A 17403-nucleotide genomic window follows, 5' to 3' on the forward strand; every position below is an offset into this window, starting at 1 on the left:
ATTTGAGAATTTTGCATCTGTTTAACATATCACATTTAAAAATAAAAAGAAATTCGAGTATTGTGATATGAGATTTGTTGGCCTTACACCTGTCTAACATCTCATATCTATTATCTCAAATCTATAAAACATGAACATATTAAAATTTTTCACAGCAGGCAGTGTAGATGATGGTAAGAGTACCTTAATCGGTCGTTTGTTGTATGATACAGATTCCATTTTAGCCGATCAGTTAGAAGCTTTACAAAGTTCTAATCGTAAAAACGATGATGGTACAATAGATTTAGCAATCCTTACTGATGGCTTAAGGGCCGAACGGGAGCAAGGAATTACCATAGATGTTGCTTACAAATATTTTCAAACGGATAAACGTAAGTTTATTATTGCAGATACTCCTGGACATATCCAGTACACCAGAAACATGGTTACAGGTGCATCTACGGCAAACTTGGCGATCATTTTAGTGGATGCTAGAAACGGTGTTGTAGAGCAAACCATCCGCCATTCTTATTTGGTCTCTTTATTGGGGATTAAACACGTTGTAGTTTGTATTAATAAAATGGATATGGTTGATTATAGTGAATCTGTTTACACCACCATAATCGACAAATACAAAATTCTGGCACAGCAACTTAAGCTTAAAGATGTAACCTACATTCCGGTTAGCGCACTTAAAGGCGATAACATTGTTCAACTTTCAGAGCGGATGGCTTGGTATGAGGGAGAAAGTTTATTACACTTTTTGGAAAAGGTAGATACCGATAATCTTGATAAATCTCAATTGGCAAGGATGCCTGTTCAGTGGGTTATACGCCCTCAAACGAAAGCTTTACATGATTATCGCGGATATGCAGGTCGGGTTTTAAGTGGAACATTTAAATTGAACGACAAAGTAACCGTTCTGCCTTCAGGAGCAAGTTCAACTGTAGAAAAAATTGAGTTTTTCGATCAATCTCCAGAGATCGCTCATGCTGGTCAATCCGTTATTCTCCATTTAAAAGATGATGTAGATATTAGTCGCGGAGATACTATTGTAAATGCTTCGGCTTTGCCACAAGAATCAAAGTTGATTGAGGCCGATTTATGTTGGATGGATGGAAGGGCTTTGGATACTTCAATCATGTATTTAATTCAGCATAACAGTAAAACAACAAAATGTAAAATCAGCGAAATCCTTCATAAAGTGGATATTAATACTTTAGAAAAACATCAAGCTGAAGAATTTAAATTAAATGATATTGGCCGTGTGATTATCAAAACGGCTGATGCTTTGGCTTTTGATTTATACGATGATAACCGTGCAAATGGATCTGCAATTTTAATTGATAGTCGTACAAACTTAACTGTAGGTGCACTTATGTTTAGAGCGGCAGTAGAATAGTAAATATATTATAGGTGATGTGAGATGGAAGATGTTTTTGGCAAAACCCTAGAGAACCACAACCAAATATAATAATGAGAACTCTAGATTTTTAAATTTAGAGTGAAAGATCCAGAGGAGTTCTTTTGGTACAATTTCAGCGGGGCATCGGAAACGATAGCCCCGTTTTTCTTTAAAGGTTGTTGATGCCTTATTTTAATTTACCAGTTTAAGTCCAAAAAATAATATCCTGATGCAGGAATTATCTTATGGAAACGATTAAAAATTATCATCGTGTTAGTACATTAGAAATAACAAATCAAAATCTCTAAAAATTAAACCATGAAAAGAAGTATAATTTACCTTGCACTAATCTCCATTCCTTTTGTATTTGCTTGTAATCAAAGTAATAAATCTAGCGCTGATTCAGCTGAAAAAAGTGATTCAGTAACAAACCAAACCTGTTATGCCTCTTCATTCGAAAAGGATAGTGCTGCTATGATTGTTAAAACATATTCATCTGGTAGAGTAAAAGGATCATTGTTAATTAAATACGGGAGTAAACCTGAAAACAATGGATTAATAGAAGGCAATTTTAAAGGCGATACACTTTACGTTAACTATAGATTCAATACTGGGGGAGATACTACAAACGTTTTTACAAATCCATTAGCCTTTTTAAAGAAGGATGGAAAGCTTATAATGGGCGTAGGACAGATTGAAACGACTTTAGGTCGATCGTATTTTGTGAAAGGAAAGCCGATTAACTACGTGGCTGGAAAGTTTACTTTTAATGAAGTAAATTGTAAGTAAATAAACTATAATATAGATTTTCTTGCTTTAAAAAAGCTTTTGTAAATTTTTTTTAAAATTTATTTGCATATAATAAGTATACTTATTATAATTGTACATATAATTTAAAACGATATGATACAAAGAACATTTTCAACCACGACAAGCATGATTACCAAAAAGCAAATTTGGAATTTAATGTCAAACGTAGACCAATGGAAAAATTGGGATACTTCAGTAGAAAAATCAGAGCTGAAAGGCAATTTTGAAACTGGATCAACTTTTTTATTTAAGCCAAAGGGCGGGCCTAATGTTAATATCAAACTTATAAAAGTATTACCATATGCTTATTTTAAAGATGAAACTGTTTTTCCTTTAGCAAAAATGAACGGGGAGCATTGGTATGAGGAAACCCCGGATGGATTAAAAATTACGGTGACAATGACTATGAGAGGAGCATTGTCTTTTCTATGGAATAAAATAGTAATGAAAGGAATTGTAGCGCAATTAGAAAGCGATATACTTTTACAAATAAATAGTGCAGCGAAAAATTAAAACTTAGAAATCATGATACAAAAAACATTTTCAGTAACAACAAAAGAGGTAAATAAAGAACAAATTTGGAAATTAATGTCAAATGTAAACCAATGGAAAAATTGGGATACCTCAGTAGAAAAATCAGAGTTGAAAGGCAATTTCGAAACTGGGTCACATTTTCTATTCAAGCCAAAAGGTGGACCAGATATTAATATTAAACTTATAGAAGTGATACCCTATGCTTATTTTAAAGATGAAACTGTTTTTCCATTGGCGAAAATGAACGGGGAGCACTGGTATGAGGAAACTGCTGACGGATTAAAAATAACTATAACAATGACCATGAGGGGAGTACTATCTTTTTTATGGAATAAAATAGTGATGAAGGGAATTGTAGCACAATTGGAAAGCGATATACTTTTACAAATAAAAAACGCAGCGAAAAACTAAAATGGAACATAACGAAAGATATTGGATAGTTGTAGCTTCAAAAGATCACGTTAAAAGAGGCATAGATGGAGGTTTTATGCAAGCTAATCATGGTAAACTGCCTCCATTAAAGAGATTAAAGGAAAATGATTGGGTAATTTTCTACTCATCAAAAAAAATAATGGAAACTGCAGATAAATGTCAGGCGTTTACGGCAATTGGAAAAGTTAAAGCTGAGGAGCCTTATCTTGTTAACGTTTCAGAAAATTTTAAACCTTATAGGAGGAATATAAATTTTTTCCATTGCGATGAAGTTTCGATATTGCCGCTGGTTGCCGATCTTGAATTTATTGAAAATAAAAAATCTTGGGGATATCCTTTTAGATTTGGATTTTTCGAGATCAAGAAACCGGATTTTGATTTAATTAGTAAAAAAATGATGGAAAATGTCAGATAAAAATTTTAGTGTCAAAAATGCTGATGATAGCTCAGGGTTTTTGCTTTGGCAAGTCACAGCACTTTGGCAACGCGGAATAAAAAAGGCCTTAAACGTACATAACCTTACACATTCTCAATTTGTGCTATTGGCTAGCTTGCTTTGGCTCTCGCGTCAAAGTGAAGAGGTAACACAAATTGATTTATCGGCACACAGTAAAATCGACCCGATGACAACCTCTACTGTTTTACGAACTTTACAAACCAAAAAATTTCTGAAACGCAAAGAACACGTTACTGATACGAGAGCCAAAGTAATTGAACTTACTGATGAAGGTGCTAGTGTGACTAAAGTTGCGCTGAAAACTGTAGAAAAATTTGATTCTGATTTTTTCTCTACGCTTGGGGAAGGCCAAAAGGATTTTAATAAAATTGTGCTCAATCTAATTTCCAAAAATAAATAAACTAAATCTGTTAATCGTTGGCAACAGCGAGTGCCATTTAAGGCTATTAATTGAAAAAATCACAATAAGTAAAAATATTTTAAAATAAATTACTACAATTCCTATAGACTTTATATATTTGTTTAATTAATAAGAATTATAACGAGCTAATATTTTCTGTCATGATTTTAAATAAAGTAGAAAAAGCGAACATTGAACCAAGAATTACACTAATAGGAGCGGGTCCTGGTGATCCTGATTTATTTAGTTTAAAAGGTGTTAAAGCATTAAAAACAGCTGATGTTGTTTTATACGATGCAAATGTGAACGAAGCTTTATTGTGTCATGCTCCAGATGGGATTCCGAAAGTTTACGTTGGTAAACGCACTGATGATGAAGATTTCTCGCAAGATGCGGTAAACAAGCTAATTGTAGATTATGCTTTAAACTATGGTCATGTGGTTCGTTTAAAAAGTGGAGATCCATTTTTCTTTGCTAAAGGCTATGAAGAAATAGATGCTGCAGAATCTTACAGCATCCCAACTGAAATTATTCCGGGTATTTCTAGTGCGACTGGTGCGCCAAGTTTACAGAAAATCCCAATGATTTATAAAGACTTAAGCGAAAGTTTTTGGGCAGTTACCGGTACAAATTCAAGAGGAGAAATATCAGAAGATTTATATATCGCGGCTAAAACTAAGGCTACAATTGTTGTTTTAAACGGAATTGAAAAAGTGGCAGAAATTGCTGCAATCTTTCAAGGAGAAAATAAAGGCTTACTACCTGTCGCAGTAATTCAAAACGGATCTTCACCAGATGAAAAAATTGCTATCGGCATTGTAGATACCATTGCAGAAATTGTTGCCGATAAAAAAATAAATGCTCCAGCATTATTGGTTTTTGGCGATGTAGTTTCGTTACATCCGCAGTTTCAACCCATCAGAGATTTTTACGAAGTTATTGCTAATGAATATTAAGGTGTAATCAACCTAATCTAAACCACATATATTTGTTTTGTTGTTGAAACCGCTGGCGAAAGTTTAGCGGTTTTTTTGCGTTTGGGAAGTTTCCCGCAGATTACGCTGATTTAAATGTGATATGAGCAAGCTTTTGTTTTTAAGCCTGATTGAAACGGCAGCCACCAATTTTTCTATTGGTGCTACAGTGCAAAGCAGGGCTGTAATCTGCCACAAAGTGATGACCTTACGCTTTCAGAAAAAAATTGGCCTAATTATTTATTAAGTCTTAATTCTTCCAAAAAATTCTAAATCGAAGAGAAAAACCACTCTTCAAAATTTAATATTCTAATATTTCCAAATCAGAAAACAATTACTAACTTAACGAAGTTATCTACACCAAATATTTGATGGAAATTATACATGTTAGTGCCGAGTGTTACCCTGTTGCAAAAGTTGGCGGTTTGGCCGACGTGGTAGGGGCTTTACCGAAATATCAAAATAAGTTAGGCCACATTGCCAAAGTGGTTGTTCCTGCATACGATACCAAATTTATCCGCGAAAATGATTTCGAGGTAACTTACGATGCTTGGGCAAATTATGGCAATAATCACTTCCAATTTCGTGTGTTTAAAGAGAAAACCAATAAGCTTGGTTTTGATTTATATATCGTTCATATTCAAGGTTTAACAGATAGACCAAATGTTTATGGTTACGCTGATGATACCGAGAGATTTATTGCTTTTCAAATTGCTGTTTTAGACTGGATTGTACAATGGGAGCATCGTCCGGATGTAATTCATTGTCATGATCACCATACTGGCTTGATTCCTTTCATGGTTACAAATTCAGTAAAGTACGCAACTATCAGTACCGTTCCAACGGTTTTAACCATTCATAATGCACAATACCAAGGGCAGTTTGGATGGGATAAATTATACTACTTACCCGCTTTCGATTTATGGAAATCTGGTTTGCTAGAATGGGATAAAGACATAAATCCATTAGCATCTGCAATTAAATGTGCCTGGAGAGTAACCACAGTTTCGCCAAGTTACTTGGAAGAAATGATGAATAATGCTCGTGGATTGGAAAGTTTATTGCGGCAAGAGAGATATAAATGTGTTGGGATTTTGAACGGTATTGATACCGAAGTCTGGAATCCGGAAACCGACCCAATGCTTGGAAAAAGTTACAATATTAAAACAGTTGAAGCAGGTAAATTAGCAAACAAAACGGCGCTTTGCAATGTTTTTCAATTAGATCCATCTAAGCCATTATTTACTTTTATTGGTAGATTGGTAGATGAAAAAGGAGCGGATTTACTGCCTGATATTTTCTACACTGCGCTACAGCAACACGGCGATAATATCAATGTGTTGGTTTTAGGCTCTGGCGACAATTGGGTTGAAGGAAGATTGAATCAGCTTAAAGATATTTTCGGTGGAAAATACAACGCATACATTGGTTATAACGAGCAAGTTTCGCATGAGATGTATGCTGGTGCAGATTTTCTCTTAATGCCATCAAGGGTGGAACCTTGTGGTTTGAATCAGCTTTATGCATTAAGATATGGAACAGTTCCTATTGTGCGTAGAGTTGGTGGTTTGAAAGATACAGTTGTAGATATTGGCGATGGAGGCTTTGGAATTTGTCATGATCAAACCAGTATTTGGGATGTTACCCACGCCATAAACAGATCAATAGAATTATATAACGACAAAAAGAAATTTAAAGCGGTGCGAAAAACAATGATGAAAATAGATCATTCTTGGGACAGGGCAGCGCTAAATTATACAGAATTATACCAAATATTAAAATAAGCTTAAACGTATGACTGACAAAGTTTTAGGCGTTATCCTCGGCGGTGGCCAAGGCTCTAGATTATCGCCATTAACACAAACACGATCTAAACCTGCAGTACCAATTGCTGGTAAATATCGCCTTGTAGACATCCCAATTTCTAATTGCCTAAATTCTGGCATACATAGGATGTTTGTGTTAACACAGTTCAATTCAGCATCCCTAAATAAACACATTAAAAACACCTATCACTTTAGCCATTTTAGTACGGCTTTTGTTGATATTTTGGCGGCTGAGCAAACTGTACAAAACTCGGGTTGGTTCCAAGGAACTGCTGATGCAGTTAGGCAATGTATGCACCACATTGTTTCGCATGAATTCGATTATATTTTAATTCTCTCTGGAGATCAATTGTATCAAATGGATTTTAAAGATATGATTGAAAAACATATCGAAGCCAATGCAGAAATTACCATTGCAACCATTCCGGTAACGGCAAAGGATGCAACTGATTTTGGTATTTTAAAAGCAGATGAAGAAAATATGATTACTTCATTTATCGAAAAACCAAAAACAGGATTAGATGAATGGATTTCGGATACAGGCGAAGAAATGCAAAGTGAAGGACGTAACTTCTTGGCTTCTATGGGTATTTATGTTTTCAATCGCCAATACTTAATCAATATTCTGAATGAAAATGAAGAAGAAAAGGATTTTGGTAAAGAAATTTTACCTAGAGCAATTGAGCAAAGTAGAGTTTTAAGCTATCAATACGAAGGTTACTGGACGGATATTGGTAACATATCTTCGTTCTTTGAAGCCAATTTGGGCTTAACCGATGAATTGCCAAAATTCAATATGTTCGATAGTAATCATACTATTTTTACTAGAGCAAGGATGCTTCCTCCATCTAAAATTTCGGGCACTACTTTAGAGAAAACGATTATAGCCGAGGGCTGTATTATCCAAGCCAGTAGAGTGGAACATGCTGTTTTAGGGATCAGATCTAGAATAGGTAAGCACACCGTAATTACCAATGCTTACATAATGGGAAGCGATCGTTATCAAACTTTGGAAGAAATACGATCTGAAACTGATGCTGGTCATTCGTTAATTGGAATCGGCGATCGTTGTTACATCAATAACGCCATTATTGATAAAAATTGCAGTATCGGTAACGATGTAAAAATTAATGGAGGTCCACATTTAGAAGATGGCGATTTTGAACTTTATGCTGTAAAAGATGGCATCGTAGTAATAAAAAAAGGAGCAGTTTTGCCAAGTGGAACTGTAATTTAAGATAATCATTATCATTAACTAGAGCCAGTTTAGATTTTTCTAAACTGGTTTTTTTATTGCAACAATTTGCCAAATCCTAGCTTTCAGTTGGCTGAGGTTTTTTTGAAAGCGGGCGTTCGGTATTCTTTGGGATCTGCAGTTCTGTGCAAAAGGCATTTCTTTTGAACTTTTAATTCCAAGTCCTCGCTGCGCTTTGGGCTTTTCATTTTTCTAAGGGAATCCGCATGCGACAATCAGGCTTAAAAAACAAAGAAGCGTTTCAAACATGATGCATCAAAAACAAGATAGATGCTCAAAAACCCAAAATAACTCCAACATTTTCTGCATCGACTTGTTAGTTAATAAACATATAAATTGCTTATGGCAGATCAACACCTTTATCAAACCGGAATTATAGGGAACTGTGCTTTTATTGCACACGTAAATAAAAACACAGATATATCTTGGCTTTGCTGGCCACGATTTGATAGTCCTTTTATTTTTGGAAGTTTGTTAGATAAGAAGAAAGGAGGAGAATTTTCTATTCTACCTCAAGGAGAGTTTACTTCTAATCAATATTATATAGAAAATACAAATGTTTTAAGAACGGAAATTACAGCCGAAGATGGGAAATATCGAATAACAGATTTTGCACCTAGATTTCACCTTTACGAGCGATATTTTAAGCCTTTAATGTTAATCAGGAAAATTGAGCCATTAGAAGGGAGTCCAAGAATTACCGTAAAATGTGATCCTGTTTGTGATTATGGACAAGGAAAAATGAAAGCCAGTATTGGCAGCAACCATATCGATTATTTGGGTTGCGATGAAAATACCAGATTAAGCACAAATGTATCTTTAAATTACATAGTCGACGAAAAGGCATTTGTGCTTAATGAGGCTAAGTATTTAATTTTAACTTACGGACATAATCTTGAAGCACCTGTTGTAAGTACAGCAGAGCGGTTTTTGAGAGAAACAATAGCTTATTGGCGCTTGTGGATTAAACATAGTTCAATCGCTGGGTTTTACCAACCTTTTGTAATCCGTTCGGCATTGGTTTTAAAAATTCATCAGTACGAAGATACGGGAGCAATTATAGCAGCAAGTACTACCAGTTTGCCAGAATTCCCTGGAAGCACGCGAAACTGGGATTATCGCTATTGTTGGCTTCGCGATTCTTATTATGTTTTAACCTCGCTCAATCACATCGGACATTTTGAAGAAATGGAAAAGTATTTCAGTTACTTATCTGATATTTCTCACGCTGAAGATGATCGTTATCAGCCACTTTATAGTATAACCGGAGAAAGAAAAATAACAGAAAATATTTTAGAGCACTTAGATGGTTACGAAGGTGAAAAGCCAATTCGAATTGGTAACCAAGCTTATGAGCATATTCAGAACGATATTTATGGTCAGGTTTTAATTTCTATGTTGCCTTTATATACCGACCATCGTTTTGTATTTTCAGAAAGAAGCGATTCAGTAAAATGGATTGAGGGCGTGTTATCTAAAATCGAAAGAACAATTGATGAAAAAGATGCCGGGATTTGGGAATTTAGAAATATAGCAAACGTACATTGTTACAGCAATTTGTTTCAATGGGCTGGAGCAAATGCGGCTTTAAAAATGGCAAAAACTATTGGAAATCTAGATTTTGAAAAACGGGCTCAGATTTTGATCGATAAAGCTGCTTCACATATCGAAGCTTGTTACGATCCCGAAAGAAAGGTTTATACAAATGCCGTTGGAAGTAAGCATTTAGATGCAAGTACTTTACAATTAATTATGATGAATTATTTAGATCCTGCTTCAGATCGTGCGAAAGATCATTTAATTGCCTTAGAAAGAGAATTGAAAACAGAAGATGGATTATTCTATAGGTACATTCATGAGGATGATTTTGGAAAACCTAAAACCACATTCTTAATTTGTGCATTCTGGTATGTTGAAGCTTTGGCTTGTGTGGGCAGAATGGATGAAGCCATTAAGGAATTTGAAAATATAATAAAATACTGCAATCACTTATTACTTTTTAGCGAAGATGTTGATGCAAAAACTGGAAGTCAGTGGGGGAATTTCCCGCAGGCATATAGCCATGTTGGTTTAATGAACGCGGCTTATCGCATTGCTATTAAATTAGATAGACCAATATTTTTATAATATTTGGAATAATTTTTTCCCGCAGATTAGGGAGATAAACGCAGAATACATCAGCGAAAATCTCCTAGATCTGCGGGATTTTTTTTAAAAATATTCAGATTGAGTTTTTCGAAATGCCAATTAAAAAAATCGGCAAGCTCAAAAGAACAATTACCTAAATTCGGTCAATAAATTCTTCCTTAACCAAACTCCAAAGCAACTTTCTTACTTCTTTAAAATCATTCAAATAATACTTGGCTTCAGAAATATTATTTCCAACTTTAATCGTGAAAGCATTATCTGGCAGTGCCTTAAAAATATCTTCATCAGTATGGTCATCACCAAGTGCTAAAATGAAATCGGGATTTTTATTATAAAGCCAATTCAAGGCAGCTTTTCCTTTATTAACCTCCATGTTTTTAAACTCGATCACTTTATTACCAGGCATTAACTGTAAACCTTTATCTGCAGCCAAAATCTTCATGTGACTAACTATTTCATTGGCTCTTAAATCTCCCAAACCTTCCTCAGCTTTGCGGTAGTGCCAAACCAAAGAATAACTTTTTTCTTCGATAAAAGAACCCGGAGTTCTATCTGTATAAGTTTCTAATTGTGATTTTATTTCCTGTTTCCACTGATCGGTAAGTAGGGGAAGGCTGTTCCATTTTTCGCCCTGCGATTTTTGCCAGGCGCCATGTTCCGCAATTAAATCTACTTTTAAATGCCCAAACCAAGTTTCTAGTGTTTCATGTCTTCTACCGCTAATAATTACAACTTTATTGGCTTTATCAATCGTTAGGTTTTCGATAAGGTCGTACAATTCTTCATCTGGAGATGCGTCATCTATATTTCCTGTAAAATCTACAAGTGTTCCGTCATAATCTAAAAAGAGCACTCTATCCTTTGTCTGTGCGTGTTTTGTGGCAATAATTTCGTTAACAGAATTTACTGCATGTTTTGTTAATAATGATTTTTGAGAATCTTTCACTTCGTTTAATCTTAAAATAAAATTATTTACCCAATGCTTTACATTGAATTTTTCTACAATCGCTCGCATGGCAACCATGCGACGGTTTTGTTCTTCCATTGGCATTTTTAAAGCCACAACTATAGCATCCATAATATCACCAAGGTTATTAGGGTTTACCAATAATGCATCAGTTAATTCTTTCGATGCACCTGCCATTTCGCTCAGGATGAGTACACCATCTTCATTATTTCTACTGGCAATATATTCCTTGCTTACCAAATTCATACCATCTCGCATGGGCGTAACAAGGCAAATATCAGCAGATGAATAGAGTGCAGATAAAACCTCAATTGGAAAAGAACGATAGAAGTAATTTACTGGAATCCAATCCATAGATCGGTATCTAGCATTTAAATTTCCTACAAATTGGTCTATTTGATCTCTTAAATCGCTGTATTGTTGAACGGTATCTCGTGAGGGAACCACAATCATGAACAGTTCTATTTTGCCAATATATTCTGGATGGATTTGTAGAAGCAGTTCTAATGCTTTTAAACGTTCCAAAATTCCCTTGCTGTAATCCAATCGATCTATAGAAAGAATAATTTTCACCTCTTCTTTGCCATGCCTAAAGTAATCGATTTCCTTTTTAACTTCATCAGTCGAGGTTAAGTTGGAGAATTTTTCAAAATCAATTCCCATTGGGAAAGCCTCTACTACAATTTGTCTTTCGTTGCTGCTTAAAACATTTGAGGATGAATTTACAGGCAATAAACGAGTAGCGGTACTGATAAAATGTCGAACATCATCAAAGGTATGGAAGCCAATTAAATCTGCTCCGATAAGTCCATTCAATATTTCTTCACGCCAGGGAATCAGTCTGAAAATTTCGTAAGATGGAAACGGGATGTGCTGGAAAAATCCAATGGTTGCTGTTGTTAATTTTTCTCTCAAAATACCTGGGAGAAGGAGTAATTGATAATCTTGAATCCATATTTTATCTCGGCGATTTAACACTTGCATTGCACTCTTGGCAAACTTCTCGTTAACCGATTTATAACAATCCCAATAGCTCTGTTCGTAATGCGCATAAGTAACCAGGTAATGAAATACCGGCCATAAAACTTCGTTTGAAAACCCCTCGTAATATAAATTGATTTCTTCCTGTGTTAAAAAAACTGGATAGAGGTTAAGTTCTGCTAATTTTTGTATCACTTCTTCTTGGCGTTCTTCAGGAACTTCTATTCCCGGCCAGCCTATCCAAATTGAGTTTCCAGATTTGTAAACATCTCCCAATCCCGTTGCAAGTCCGCCCTCACTTGGAATAAAGGTATATTCGCTGTTTTCTTCGATTATTTTAACGGGAAGTCGATTCGATATTATAACTGTCTTCATGCTTGTATTTGATGTATCCACATAAATAAAAGCGTGTAATTCTGTTTTTGTTTGAAATTAAGGTTTAAAAAACATTCAAATGATTTAAAGGAAAGACATTAACCATAGATGAAAAGGATGAACACAGATAAGGAAAAATTAATTTTAATATGCGTTTATCTGTAAAATCTGAGGTCGAAAAATCTACACGTAATTAAACAGCAAAGAAAATGTAGTTTGCTCATTAGGAGTAGAAACTACTTCGATACTGCCTTTGTGCATTTTCATAATATTGCGACTGATTGTTAATCCAATTCCTGATCCATTTTTGCGAGTGGTGTAGAACGGGACGAAAATTTTCTCTATATCTGCTGATTCTATACCTTTTCCGTTATCAGTTACATCTATGTACAATTTAGTGTTTTCTAAACGATAGCTCACAGAAATGTGTGGGTTCTCATTTTCCTCAACCGAATAAATACTATTTGTTATTAGGTTAATAAGCACTTGTTCAATCAGTTTTAAATCCAATTGAACTGTAATTTTAGAGGAGGTTTGTTCTACCTCCAAAACCACATTTTTAACTTTGGCAAAAGGTTGCATTAAAACTTTAATGTGCTTTAAAATTTCTCCAATAGTATGCGATTCTAAATTTGGGGTGGGAAGCTCTGCGATTAATCGGTAATCCTTTACGAAGTCCAATAAACCTGAAGACCTTCTTTTAATCGTTTGAAGAGCGGTTTTTAAATCCTCCATTTCTTCGAGATCAAGATTTTCTTTATCTGTAACCATACTATTTATCGTGTCGGATAAGGAACTGATTGGCGTAATAGAGTTTAATATTTCATGAGAAATTACGCCAATTAATCTGTTCCAAGCTTCGGTTTCCTTTTGTTCAATTTCATCCTTAATGTTTTGAAAACTGATAATGGTATAGTTTTTTCCATAAAGGTTTAAAGGAATAACTTCGGTAGAAAGCTGGATGAGTTTCTCCTGTATTTTAAGTTCTAAAAACCGTTTTCCTCCAGATGAAATTTGTTCAACCTCGTTGGTAAAACTTGGTAAATGTTGTTTTAATCTATGCCAGTATTTATAAGCTGGAACACCCAAAAGAGAAGATGCGGCTTGATTAAAAAAAGCAATTTCTTCGTTTTCACCCTCACTTTGAGAGCGATTAATAACAATTACACCAACAGGAACCTGCTCTAGAATAGTTTTGATAAGTTGAAAAATCGCTTCCTGTTCTAGCCTGATTTGCTTATGAACTTGCAAAATATCGCCAAAAGATTCATATAGTTCTGGGAAGCTTCCTCTAGTCGCTTTGTTTTTAAAATTTAATGTATGATCCCTAGTTTTTACAGCTAAAATAAAACGCTTTATATCCGATCGGATTTCGTTAATATAGTAGTAAAGCGAAACGATAGACCCTAATAATATTAAGCCTACTCCAATTATTGTAAACCAAAGCTGAGTGTTGCTTATTAAATAAAATAGGAGATAGGCCAGTAGGTTTATAACCAAGAGCTTAATAATCAATCGAAAGGTAAAGCGTTTGTAAAACATTTTTTTAAAGCTAAAAGACTAAAGGTAAAAGACCAAAGCTGAAAGACCAAGATGAAATACAAGTTTAGTCTTTAAGTTATTCGCTTTGAGCTCAGATCCCAAATTTTTCAATTCTTCTATATAAAGCTGCTCTTGTTAAACCTAAATCTGCTGCTGCTTTTGATATATTTCCTTTGTGTTTATCGATGGCTTTTTGTACCATCATTTTTTCCATATCGCCCAATGCCATTTCCTCATGCATTGCATTGTTTTGAGCAAACCGTTGCGGACTTAACTGTAAATCGTCTTCAGTAATTTCATTTCCATCGCTCATAATTACAGCACGTTCCAATACATGTTGCAGCTCTCGAACGTTTCCTGGCCAGTTATAATTCAGTAAAACCTCTTGAGCTTTAATTCCTAAACTTCGGATTTCTTTATGGTATTTAGAACTAAAAACCTGCATGAAATGGTTGGCTAAAAGTAAAATGTCGGTTCCGCGTTTACGTAAAGGAGGCAATAAAAGCTCTACAGTGTTTATTCTGAAAAGTAAATCCTGTCTAAAAGTATTTTTCGATACCATTTCATTCAAGGGCATGTTTGTAGCGGTAATCAATCTAACATTTACTTTACGCTCTTTGCTCTCGCCCAAGCGGGTTACCGTTCGGTTTTGCAAAACGCTTAACAACTTTGCTTGCAATGGCAAGGTGAGGTTTCCAATCTCATCTAAAAATATCGTTCCACCATCCGCCAATTCAAAACGACCAGGTTTATCTTCCTTTGCATCGGTAAATGCACCTTTTGCATAACCAAAAAGTTCACTCTCGAAAAGGTTTTCATTTAACGACCCTAAATCTACATGCATAAAAACTTGGTTTTTGCGTTGCGAATTTCCATGGATTTCGTGAGCGAAAACCTGTTTCCCAGTTCCATTTTCTCCTAATATTAAAATGTTTGCATCCGTGGGAGCAACTTTTAATAACGTGTTTTGAAGCTGTTTAATCACATCTGCTTCGCCAACAATATTTTCAAATCCTCTGGTTAAATCTTTTTGTAATGAGGAATGAATTTTCTCTAGCTTCTTTACTTTTCTGGTTGATTCGCGAAGTTTTGATGCTGCGGAAATGGTTGCAAAAAGCTTCTCGTTTTCCCATGGTTTTAGAATAAAATCTGTAGCGCCCTTTTTTATCGCTTTAACTGCAAGTTCTACATTTCCAAAGGCCGTCATTAAAATTACCACATAATCCTTATCAATTGATAAAATATGTTCCAACCAATATAATCCTTCACGACCATCACTCGCACCTTTTTGATAGTTCATATCAAGCAAAATGATGTCTACTTCATTTTTACTCAGCAAAACATTAATTTCTTTTGGCGATTTACAGGTAATCACTTGCTTAACCTGTTGTTTTAAAAACAGGCGGGCACTTAGTAAAATATCATCATCATCGTCGATGATTAAAACTGTGGCGTCTAACATAAGTTGTTTTTTAAAAAACCTCTCCCTATTAAAGGTGGTGGTGTTTGTTTTTTTGTGCTGTCCCTCTCCTTGAAGAGAGGGAAGTAGCGGTAAAGTGGTATTAACCTATTTCAAGCATAAACTCTATAAAAACCTCATCCTATTAAAGATAGGGGTAGTTGTTTTTTGTACTGTCCCTCTCCTTGAAGAGAGGGATTTAGCTGTAATTTGGTTTTAACCTATTTTCAGGCATAAATTCTTTAAAAAACCTCACTTTATTAAAGGTATGGGTAGTTGTTCTTTTGTGCGATCCCTCTCCTTGAACAGAATGAAATAATGGTAAAGTGTTTCTAACCCAACATTTTAACCGCTTTGCTATTTTCTGCTCTTCGCCCCCTCTCTTCAAGGAGAGGGGATGAAGGGGTGAGGTTCTTTCTCCACTCAAAAATACTCAAACTGTCCGATGTCGCACATTCACTGTTCGGAAATGAACAGTTAAAAATCAATAAAAATTTTATAATTCTGATAATCAGTTATTTATGATGTAAATTCCTTTTGGCACAAGCTTGGTTAATAAGGAAATCAAACAGTACAACCGAACAATGGACAAGAAAATAGAGAAAAAAAGATTTAGCACTAAAACCCTGATTATTATTGGTGGGGCAATTGCCTTTGTGGCAGTTGTAATTTATGGCTACACTTTATCACTAAAGAAAACTTACAATGCCGATGCCGATAAATTAACCATTAGTAAAGTTGAATATGGTGATTTTGAAGATGTTGTTTTATTAAACGCGAGTGTTGTACCATTAACTTCTGTAATTGTAAGTTCATCAGAAGGCGGAACAGTAGCGGAAATTTTTACCGAAAACGGTGCCTCTGTTGTTAAAGGAACGCCATTATTAAGAATTTCAAATTCAAATGCGATGTTGAGTTATACTTCAAGCCAAACAGCAGCTACAGAGCAAATTAATCAATTGCGTAAATCAAGATTAGATTTGGAGCAAAATCAAAGGGTTTTAAATCAAGATGTTTTAGATGTTGAAAATAGCCTAAGAACTGCAAGTCGTCAATATAGATTAGATAGCACACTCTTTTCGAAGAAAGTAATTACTCAACAAGAATTTAATAAATCGAGCCAAGATTATGAATATTATCAAGGCAAATTGAAAATTGTTCGCCAAGCAATTAAACAAGAAAATCAAAGTCGTAAAATGCAACTTTCTCAAATCGACCAATCGATGGGACAGATGAATGAAAGTTTAGAAATGATTCGCAAAAATATTGAGAATATGACCATCAAGGCGCCCGTATCTGGCAAGCTTTCTTCTTATGATCCTGTGATCGGTAAATCCTATAACTCGAACGAAATGATTGGGAAAATAGATGTTTTGCAAGGTTATAAACTGCAGGCTGGCGTTGATGAGTATTATATCAATCGTGTTAAAGAAGGTCAAACTTCAACTTGCGAATTCAATGGTAAAACCTATAATTTAACCGTGAGTAAAGTTATTCCGGAGGTTACTGCAGGTCAGTTTCAGGTAGAAATGGTTTTTAAAGGACCTGCGCCAGAAGGTTTGCGTCGCGGATTATCATTACAAACAAAACTTACCTTATCTGATAACAGTAAATCTTTATTACTTGCTCAAGGCCAGTTTTTCCAAAGTACAGGCGGTTCGTGGGTATTTGTGGTACAGAATGGTAAGGCAACGAAGAAAAACGTTAAAATTGGAAGAAAAAATTACTTGTACTACGAAATATTAGATGGATTGCAAAAAGGCGACGAAGTAATCACCTCATCTTATGATCAATTTAACCAGTACGACCAAGTAGAAATTAGTAAATAATAGGCCCCACCCGACCTCCCCAGAGGGGAG

15 protein-coding genes are annotated in these 17403 nt (G+C 35.1%); 12 read left to right on the forward strand and 3 right to left on the reverse strand.

The features are described 5' to 3' along the window. Positions 1-130: 130 nt before the first annotated feature. The 11 genes from H7U22_RS06120 to H7U22_RS06170 all read left to right on the forward strand — a co-directional run bounded on the left by H7U22_RS06120 (position 131) and on the right by H7U22_RS06170 (position 10199). Complete coding sequence (locus H7U22_RS06120; protein WP_187070462.1) at positions 131-1381, forward strand: sulfate adenylyltransferase subunit 1; 1251 nt, start codon at positions 131-133, stop codon at positions 1379-1381. 321 nt (positions 1382-1702) lie between these two features. Beyond that, on the forward strand, positions 1703-2173 hold the full coding sequence (locus tag H7U22_RS06125) for a hypothetical protein (RefSeq protein ID WP_187070463.1): 471 nt from the start codon (positions 1703-1705) through the stop codon (positions 2171-2173). A 114-nt stretch (positions 2174-2287) separates the two neighbouring features. Beyond that, on the forward strand, positions 2288-2707 hold the full coding sequence (locus H7U22_RS06130; protein WP_187070464.1) for an SRPBCC family protein: 420 nt from the start codon (positions 2288-2290) through the stop codon (positions 2705-2707). A gap of 12 nt (positions 2708-2719) precedes the next feature. Continuing rightward, positions 2720-3139 carry an SRPBCC family protein gene (locus H7U22_RS06135; protein ID WP_187070465.1) on the forward strand — a complete coding sequence of 140 codons (420 nt, stop codon included), beginning with the start codon at positions 2720-2722 and terminating at the stop codon, positions 3137-3139. A gap of 1 nt (position 3140) precedes the next feature. After that, positions 3141-3575 (forward strand): EVE domain-containing protein, encoded by a 435-nt coding sequence (locus tag H7U22_RS06140; protein ID WP_187070466.1) that lies wholly within the window; start codon positions 3141-3143, stop codon positions 3573-3575. Then, positions 3565-4017: a MarR family winged helix-turn-helix transcriptional regulator gene (locus H7U22_RS06145; protein WP_187070467.1), complete on the forward strand. Its 453-nt coding sequence runs from the start codon at positions 3565-3567 to the stop codon at positions 4015-4017. Before H7U22_RS06140 ends, H7U22_RS06145 begins: the two co-directional genes overlap by 11 nt. 161 nt (positions 4018-4178) lie before the next feature. Next, positions 4179-4973, forward strand: a complete 795-nt coding sequence (gene cobA / locus H7U22_RS06150) for a uroporphyrinogen-III C-methyltransferase (RefSeq protein ID WP_187070468.1) — start codon at positions 4179-4181, stop codon at positions 4971-4973. Between the two features lie 121 nt (positions 4974-5094). Beyond that, positions 5095-5238, forward strand: a complete 144-nt coding sequence (locus tag H7U22_RS06155; protein WP_187070469.1) for a hypothetical protein — start codon at positions 5095-5097, stop codon at positions 5236-5238. Positions 5239-5362: 124 nt separating this feature from the next. Next, complete coding sequence (locus tag H7U22_RS06160) at positions 5363-6775, forward strand: glycogen synthase (RefSeq protein ID WP_187070470.1); 1413 nt, start codon at positions 5363-5365, stop codon at positions 6773-6775. Between the two features lie 10 nt (positions 6776-6785). Next, on the forward strand, positions 6786-8054 hold the full coding sequence (locus H7U22_RS06165; RefSeq protein WP_187070471.1) for a glucose-1-phosphate adenylyltransferase: 1269 nt from the start codon (positions 6786-6788) through the stop codon (positions 8052-8054). 360 nt (positions 8055-8414) lie between these two features. Then, the gene (locus H7U22_RS06170; protein ID WP_187070472.1) at positions 8415-10199 is read left to right on the forward strand and encodes a glycoside hydrolase family 15 protein; all 1785 of its coding nucleotides are present in this window, start codon (positions 8415-8417) and stop codon (positions 10197-10199) included. Positions 10200-10353: 154 nt separating this feature from the next. Here the strand turns inward: H7U22_RS06170 and H7U22_RS06175 are convergent, their stop codons facing one another. From H7U22_RS06175 to H7U22_RS06185, 3 genes are all read right to left on the reverse strand, one after another. Continuing rightward, positions 10354-12543, reverse strand: coding sequence for a bifunctional alpha,alpha-trehalose-phosphate synthase (UDP-forming)/trehalose-phosphatase (locus tag H7U22_RS06175; protein WP_187070473.1), 2190 nt, complete (start codon positions 12541-12543; stop codon positions 10354-10356). Positions 12544-12726: 183 nt separating this feature from the next. After that, a complete protein-coding gene (locus tag H7U22_RS06180; RefSeq protein WP_187070474.1) occupies positions 12727-14085 on the reverse strand; it encodes a sensor histidine kinase in 1359 nt (452 codons plus the stop codon). 91 nt (positions 14086-14176) lie between these two features. Next, on the reverse strand, positions 14177-15547 hold the full coding sequence (locus H7U22_RS06185; RefSeq protein ID WP_187070475.1) for a sigma-54-dependent transcriptional regulator: 1371 nt from the start codon (positions 15545-15547) through the stop codon (positions 14177-14179). A 581-nt stretch (positions 15548-16128) separates the two neighbouring features. On the opposite strand from H7U22_RS06185, the gene H7U22_RS06190 reads away from it, so the two are divergent. Continuing rightward, entirely contained in the window at positions 16129-17373 is a 1245-nt protein-coding gene (locus H7U22_RS06190) for an efflux RND transporter periplasmic adaptor subunit (RefSeq protein ID WP_187070476.1), read from the forward strand. Positions 17374-17403: the final 30 nt, after the last annotated feature.

Origin of the sequence: Pedobacter fastidiosus (genome assembly GCF_014306625.1) — a bacterium.
Classification (GTDB): Bacteria; Bacteroidota; Bacteroidia; order Sphingobacteriales; family Sphingobacteriaceae; genus Pedobacter; species Pedobacter fastidiosus.

Bases quoted from the DNA above. Each gene is read 5' to 3' on its own strand.
- H7U22_RS06120 (WP_187070462.1), top strand. From the start codon at position 131: ATGAACATATTAAAATTTTTCACAGCAGGCAGTGTAGATGATGGTAAG.
- H7U22_RS06125 (WP_187070463.1), top strand. From the start codon at position 1,703: ATGAAAAGAAGTATAATTTACCTTGCACTAATCTCCATTCCTTTTGTA.
- H7U22_RS06130 (WP_187070464.1), top strand. From the start codon at position 2,288: ATGATACAAAGAACATTTTCAACCACGACAAGCATGATTACCAAAAAG.
- H7U22_RS06135 (WP_187070465.1), top strand. From the start codon at position 2,720: ATGATACAAAAAACATTTTCAGTAACAACAAAAGAGGTAAATAAAGAA.
- H7U22_RS06140 (WP_187070466.1), top strand. From the start codon at position 3,141: ATGGAACATAACGAAAGATATTGGATAGTTGTAGCTTCAAAAGATCAC.
- H7U22_RS06145 (WP_187070467.1), top strand. From the start codon at position 3,565: ATGTCAGATAAAAATTTTAGTGTCAAAAATGCTGATGATAGCTCAGGG.
- cobA (WP_187070468.1), top strand. From the start codon at position 4,179: ATGATTTTAAATAAAGTAGAAAAAGCGAACATTGAACCAAGAATTACA.
- H7U22_RS06155 (WP_187070469.1), top strand. From the start codon at position 5,095: ATGAGCAAGCTTTTGTTTTTAAGCCTGATTGAAACGGCAGCCACCAAT.
- H7U22_RS06160 (WP_187070470.1), top strand. From the start codon at position 5,363: ATGGAAATTATACATGTTAGTGCCGAGTGTTACCCTGTTGCAAAAGTT.
- H7U22_RS06165 (WP_187070471.1), top strand. From the start codon at position 6,786: ATGACTGACAAAGTTTTAGGCGTTATCCTCGGCGGTGGCCAAGGCTCT.
- H7U22_RS06170 (WP_187070472.1), top strand. From the start codon at position 8,415: ATGGCAGATCAACACCTTTATCAAACCGGAATTATAGGGAACTGTGCT.
- H7U22_RS06175 (WP_187070473.1), bottom strand. From the start codon at position 12,543: ATGAAGACAGTTATAATATCGAATCGACTTCCCGTTAAAATAATCGAA.
- H7U22_RS06180 (WP_187070474.1), bottom strand. From the start codon at position 14,085: ATGTTTTACAAACGCTTTACCTTTCGATTGATTATTAAGCTCTTGGTT.
- H7U22_RS06185 (WP_187070475.1), bottom strand. From the start codon at position 15,547: ATGTTAGACGCCACAGTTTTAATCATCGACGATGATGATGATATTTTA.
- H7U22_RS06190 (WP_187070476.1), top strand. From the start codon at position 16,129: ATGGACAAGAAAATAGAGAAAAAAAGATTTAGCACTAAAACCCTGATT.